Source organism: Rhodoferax sp., from assembly GCF_028689305.1.
Lineage (GTDB): Bacteria > Pseudomonadota > Gammaproteobacteria > Burkholderiales > Burkholderiaceae_C > Rhodoferax.
Genome location: NZ_JAQTWM010000136.1, coordinates 1 through 6,024, shown reverse-complemented (window position 1 = coordinate 6,024; position 6,024 = coordinate 1). Strand labels below are relative to the sequence as shown.

The window sequence follows — 6,024 nt, the reverse complement described above, 5'->3', positions numbered from 1 at the left end:
ACGCTATATGGTGATGCTGGCTACACGCTAGACCCCTTCATCGGTGAAAACTCCATCTTTGCCTTGCTGGGCTACAGCAGTGGCGGCGATGACCGCCTGGTGGGTGGGGATGGCAACGACCGCCTGACAGGCGGCGTCGGCCAGGACTACCTGGAAGGCGGAGCAGGTGACGACCAATTGTTTGGCGACAGCGATGGCCCCCAGGACAGTGGCAACCTGCTCTGGATACCGGGCGAGTTTCATGCCGATGACGTGCTCGACGGTGGTGCGGGCAATGACGTGCTTTATGGCGACGGCGGCAACGACACGTTGATCGGCGGCAGCGGCGCAGACCAACTACTGGGCGGCGCGGGCGACGACAACTACCTCTTTGCCACAGGAGACGGGCTACAGACTGATGCTGGTGTAGACACCATCACCGACACCCAAGGCAACAACACCCTGGTGCTCCAAGGCGTCAGCCTCAATGACGTACACATAAGCCAAGTGGAAGCGACCCCCAATGCACTGACCATTACCTACGGCCCGCAGCAAGCTGGCAACACCCTCATCGTCAAAGACGCCCTGCAGGGGCAAAGCCTGCAGTGGCTGGAGATGGAAGGGCAAAAGATCAGTTTCAAGGACTACGTGAGCAGCCACCTCATGAGCGCAGTGGCGCTGGCCTCTACTGCTGACCATCAATCCCTGCTGGGCGGCACGGGTGCCGACCGCATGACCCAGACCAACAACAACGGCGTCATCAGCGCCGGGCAGGGCAGCGACAGCATAACGCTGCAAGGCACGGGCAACACCGTCCAGATCGGCGCAGGGGACGGGCAAGACAGCATTGCCGGGCCAGCCGCGCTGGGCCAGGGCGGGGGCAACAGCATCGAGTTCGGGCCTGGCATCGCGCTGGGCGACATCAGCGTGCAGCGCAGCGCCAGCGGCACGCTGGTGCTCCAGGGCGCGGACAAGAATGCCGGTGTTGAGCTGCTGGGCGGGGGCATCGGGCAGATCCGCTTTGCCGACAGTGCCGAGGCGCTTGGTCTGGCCACGCTGGTGCAAGCGAGCCTGGATGCGCAGGTGAGCACGGGCAGCGACTGGATCGATGGCTCGCTGCTGGCCGATGTGCTGCGCGGCGGGGCTGGCAACGACGTGCTGGTGGGCTACGAAGGCGACGACACGCTGATCGCCGATGGGGGTGACGATACCCTGTGGGGTGGCGCGGGCAATGACACTTATGTCATCGGCAGCGATGCGGGACAGGTGACGCTGCTTGGCGGGCAGTCGAATCAAGACGAGGGGGCGGACACCGTGCTGCTGAGCGGCGCCAAAAGCACCTCAAGCTGGCGGGCCGTGCGCTCGGGCAGCGATTTGATGTTGAATGTGCAGGCGCAGGGGGCGGCAACAGCCGTCAGCGTTCGCATGAGCGGCTTCTTTGACGTGGCCAGCGGGAGTGCCTATTCGTGGCAAAACAGCACGGTCAGGTTTTCTGACGGGGCAGAAATCAGCAGGAGCGAATTGCTTGAATCGATCACGCAAGGCACGGATGGTGATGATGTGTTTGAAGGGAGTTCTGGCGACGAGGTGTTCAATGGAGGTGCGGGCAATGATATTTTGCGCGGCGGCCCAGGGCGGGATCTGTTGGCGGGCGGTGCCGGGGACGATCTGTATATCTTCGACAGCACGGACGCGGTAAGTGGCGCCATTGCTGATCTGGACGTCATCACTGACACCGAGGGCGCCGATGTGATTCGGTTAACCGGTGGCATCGCGCTGGCCGACCTGCAGGCGCAACGACTGGGCGACGGCTCGATCAGCTTGCTGTGGAGTAGTGGGGCGGTGGTGGTGAATGGCGGCGCCGATGCTGCGGCCCGCATCCAGGTGGATGTGGACGGGCTGCAGCACGCACTGGGGAATTTCTTGACCGCCCCATTGGCGTTGCCGACCGATACGGCGCAAACCACGGCGCAGGCCAATGCGGACTTTCTGGCAAGCCATGAGCAGATGGCGCGGGAGCAGATTAGCTATGCGGGGCGGGTGGGAGCCTTGCAGTGGCGGCCGGACTATGCGTCGAGCCTTGCAAATTCCGTCTACGCCAACAACACCTATTCGTCGGAAATTCAAGCCGATTTCCCGAGTTTTCAAGGGCTGCCCGCATGGCAATACAGTGCGATTCAAACGGATGCTGGCGACAGCGATGTCTCCGCGCCAGAAATCAGCATCACCAGACAACCGGTCTACGAAACCACAACGATGTACCGGGACAATCAAGGCAATGTGTTTGACACGCCTTACGTCACGGTGCCAGGCAGCCCGGGCGGGGTTTTGGGCGAGGTCGAAGTCACCGCCGACCTTTCTTACCAATTGCAGGCCATGGGCATTTTTGTTCCTGATGTGGGCGTGGATGCGAATGGCAACTTTTATAAAACCCACAACACCATTTCTGTACGCCTGAGTGGTGGCAACGCCAGCACGGCTACCACCACTTATCGACGGGCGGACTTGACAGCTTTTACCGTGAGCAATTTGGTCGGCTACACCGACTCAGCAAGCATTGCGAGGTTGGCACCAACGGTGGATGCCAGCTTGGGTGGATCGGGTAACAGTTTTACGTTCTCTTCAGGCGCAGTTAATGGAGGCGATGGCGATGACGTGATTCGGGCCAACATGGGGGGCTTCAGTCGAACTATTACACCGAACGATTACTCCGGCGGGAGGATATGGGATGTTGTGATGATCCTTGGTGCCGTTGCTCCGGATGCCCTGACAGTTCGCAACCAGGTTTTGTTGACAGGGCAGACCACGGCGACCTGGATCGACGGCGGAGCTGGGAACGATACGATCATGGGCTCTGAAGTGGCCGATGTGTTGTATGGCGGCACTGGCTTTGATGCATTGGACGGCGGCGCCGGGCCAGATCGTTATCTGGTTCTGGATCAGGGGGCTGACGCCCCCGGCTTTGTCTATATTTCCGACAGTACCGTCTCGTATTCGTTGTGGCGAAACGGGTATGGCGGTAAGGCTGATGAAGTCTTGCCCGATGGTGCTGACATCGATACCATCGAATTCGGGCCCGGTATTCACCTGGCCGATCTGCAATTCAGCATCAACCGGCCAGAGAGCGATGCGCAGTACTTTGCACCAGGGGTGGGGCAACAGGGTTATTGGGACTCTGCACGTGCCGTGTCCGTGGAGCCCGGCATGCGGCCCTACCTGGTGGTGGAAAAGGGTGGGCATCGCCTGGCGGCGATTGAGCTAGCCGGGCCTGACCAGTCCGATCTCAGTCCAGATGATTCGCCCAACAGGGGCATTGAATTCCTGGAGTTCCAGGATGGTCAAAGAATCGCCATGGCCGATGCGCTGGCTTTGGCCGCCTTGCCTGTCAATCATGCGCCGGTGGCGGCAATGCCTTTGCCGGATCAAGCTGCGCTTGAGGGTGGCCTTCTGAGCTTCAGCCTGCCGCAGGGGGCCTTCACCGACGCCGACCCGGGCGATACCCTGGCCTACAGCGTGCTTCTGGCCGACGGCAGCGCCTTGCCGACCTGGCTGAACTTCAATCCGTCGACCCAGACTTTCACAGGAACCCCGTTGAGTACTGAGCTTGGCACCCTGAATCTTGTCGTGACGGCGACCGATGCGGCCGGGGCCTCGGCGAGCGCAAGTTTCAGCGTCACCGTGACTGCCCCCACCGGCCCCGACCCACTGGCGGGCAACGACACCCTGAGCGCCGACACCCTCAACACCCCGCTGCACGGCGGTGCGGGCAGCGATACCCTGACCGGCAGCTGGGCCAGCAGCACGCTTTATGGCGACAGCGGCAACGATGTGCTGATGGCCTGGGGTGGGCCAAATAACTTGCTCGACGGCGGTGATGGGGACGACACCCTCACGGGCGGTTGGGGGCAGGACACGCTCATTGGTGGTGAGGGCAACAACACCCTCATCGCCGTGGGCGGCAACAGCATCATTAGCGCTGGTTCAGGCAATGACCTGATCACTTCCAACTGGGGTGATGACCAGATCAACGCCGGTGCTGGCCATGACATCATCTCTACGGGCTGGGGTGCGGACGTTATCAACGCAGGCGCTGGTGACGACCTCATTCGTGCCGGTGGTGGCGGTGACACGGTGCGCGGCGGTCTGGGCAATGACACCATCATCAACGACCAGTGGAGCAACGACACCTACTTGTTTGCTGCTGGCGATGGGCAAGACACCCTTACGGATGCAGGCGGACAAGATCAGCTGGTGCTGGAGAACATCGACTCCAGCCAACTGTGGTTCACCCACACGGGCAATGACCTGAACATCAACGTCATCGGGACAACGGACAGCATTACCCTGAAGGATTGGTATACCGGGTATCAGTACCCCGGCAGCCCGTACCACATGGAGACGATCAAAACCAGTGACGGCAAGACCCTGCTCGACAGCCAGGTGCAAAACCTGGTGGATGCCATGGCAGCGTTTGCACCACCCGCGGCGGGGCAGACGACGCTGTCAAGCAGCTACGCGAACTCGCTGGCGCCGGTGCTGGCGGCGAACTGGCAGTAGCGTGAGGTGGGCGCGCAAATGCCACAACGGGTGCTGATTGTCTGGGAGCGAGGGGGGCACTTGGGTCATTTGGGCAAGCTGTTGCCCGTGGCTCATGTTTTGCGCGCGGCGGGTTATGAGGTTGTGTTTGGCGTGGCAAATTTGGTCTCGGTCAAGCCGGTTTTGAATGCGGTGGGCTATGCTTCGATCAGGATCCCGGTGGCGCTTCCTGGCACTAAATCCTCATTCGGCGGCAGTGCCATGGGGCATGCTGAAGTATTGTTGGGCAGCGGTTTCTCTGACGGGCAGCAAGCACTGGCGGGCGTGCAGGCTTGGTACAGCCTGTTGGTTCGGGTGCAGCCTGCCGCTGTGCTGGTGGATGCGTCGCCGCTGGCGCTTTACGTGGCGCGCTGCATGGGGCTGCGCAGCATGGCGATAGGGCACGGTTTTGACATACCGCCGCAAAATCTCAAGCCGTGCTTTGCTCCCTGGACTGACGACGCCCACCAGCGCATGGAGGCGGGGGCGCGTGAATTGCAAGGTGTGTTTGATCAACTTGCAGTTGCACTGTCCGGGCATTGGGGGCGGCAGGTACCCACTAGCATGGATGATCTGTTTGATCCGGCGCATTGTTTTCTGTGTACTTGGCCCGAGCTCGATTACTTTGATCGGCCGGGGTTAACGCCAGAGGAGGCTTCATCCTATGAGGGGCCGATCTGGGGCGCTTTTCCAGGCGCCCGTCCTCATCGTTGGCCCGAGAACAGCCGCGAGGGGCAACGGTCTAAAGTGCTTTGCTATGTGTATCTGCGTGAGAAACACTTTGACCTGATTTGGCAGACCCTGGCGCAAGCGGGCGCCGATGTGCTGGTGATCGCGCCTGGCGCATCGGAAGATGTGTGTCAAGCGGTGCGGGCGTTCAAGGTGCAAGTGATCAATTATTCGGTTCAACTGGGCAGTTTGTTGTCACAGTGCGATGTTGTGCTGTGCCAGGGCGGCATGGGTCTGGTCAGCATGGCTTTGCATGCAGGCAAGCCACTACTGCTATTGCCCGAGTACATGGAGCATGCTGTGCTTGCGTATCGTCTGGTTCGTCAGGGCCTGGCCCTGGCGACGGCACGCCTGCACGATATGACCGTGGTGAAGGACAAGGTGGAGCGGCTTCTTGGCGATGCGCAATTGGCGCGGGCTGCGGGTGCGTTGGCCGAGAAGTATGCGGGCTACAGCCCCCTGTTGGCTGCAGAACATGCTGCATTCAGGCTGCTGGAATAGGCTGGCGACCCCAGCGGTTACGGCGGGGGCCGCGTAACGGCGGATATGGGAACCCCACATGCGCTTGCAGGGGTTCCCGCGCAAAATGACCTTTTTGCTCGAATTTTTGCTTGATAATTGACGTTTACGTCAACGTCAACCCGTTTTGCACATGACATCCACCTACAGCATCAGCGACCTGGCCAAGGAATTTGACCTGACGACGCGCGCGATGCGTTTTTACGAAGACATGGGGCTGCT

The 6,024-nt window shown here is 60.9% G+C and carries 3 protein-coding genes; all 3 read left to right on the top strand.

Features of this window, described 5'->3' with window-relative positions; translation table 11 throughout:
* On the top strand, positions 1-4,536 hold a 4,536-nt coding region (locus tag PHW99_RS17680; protein ID WP_300180764.1), incomplete at its 5' end, for a putative Ig domain-containing protein.
* Positions 4,537-4,623: 87 nt separating this feature from the next.
* Positions 4,624-5,784: a nucleotide disphospho-sugar-binding domain-containing protein gene (locus PHW99_RS17675; protein ID WP_300180761.1), complete on the top strand. Its 1,161-nt coding sequence runs from the start codon at positions 4,624-4,626 to the stop codon at positions 5,782-5,784.
* A 151-nt stretch (positions 5,785-5,935) separates the two neighbouring features.
* On the top strand, positions 5,936-6,024 hold an 89-nt coding region (locus PHW99_RS17670; protein ID WP_300180767.1), incomplete at its 3' end, for a MerR family transcriptional regulator.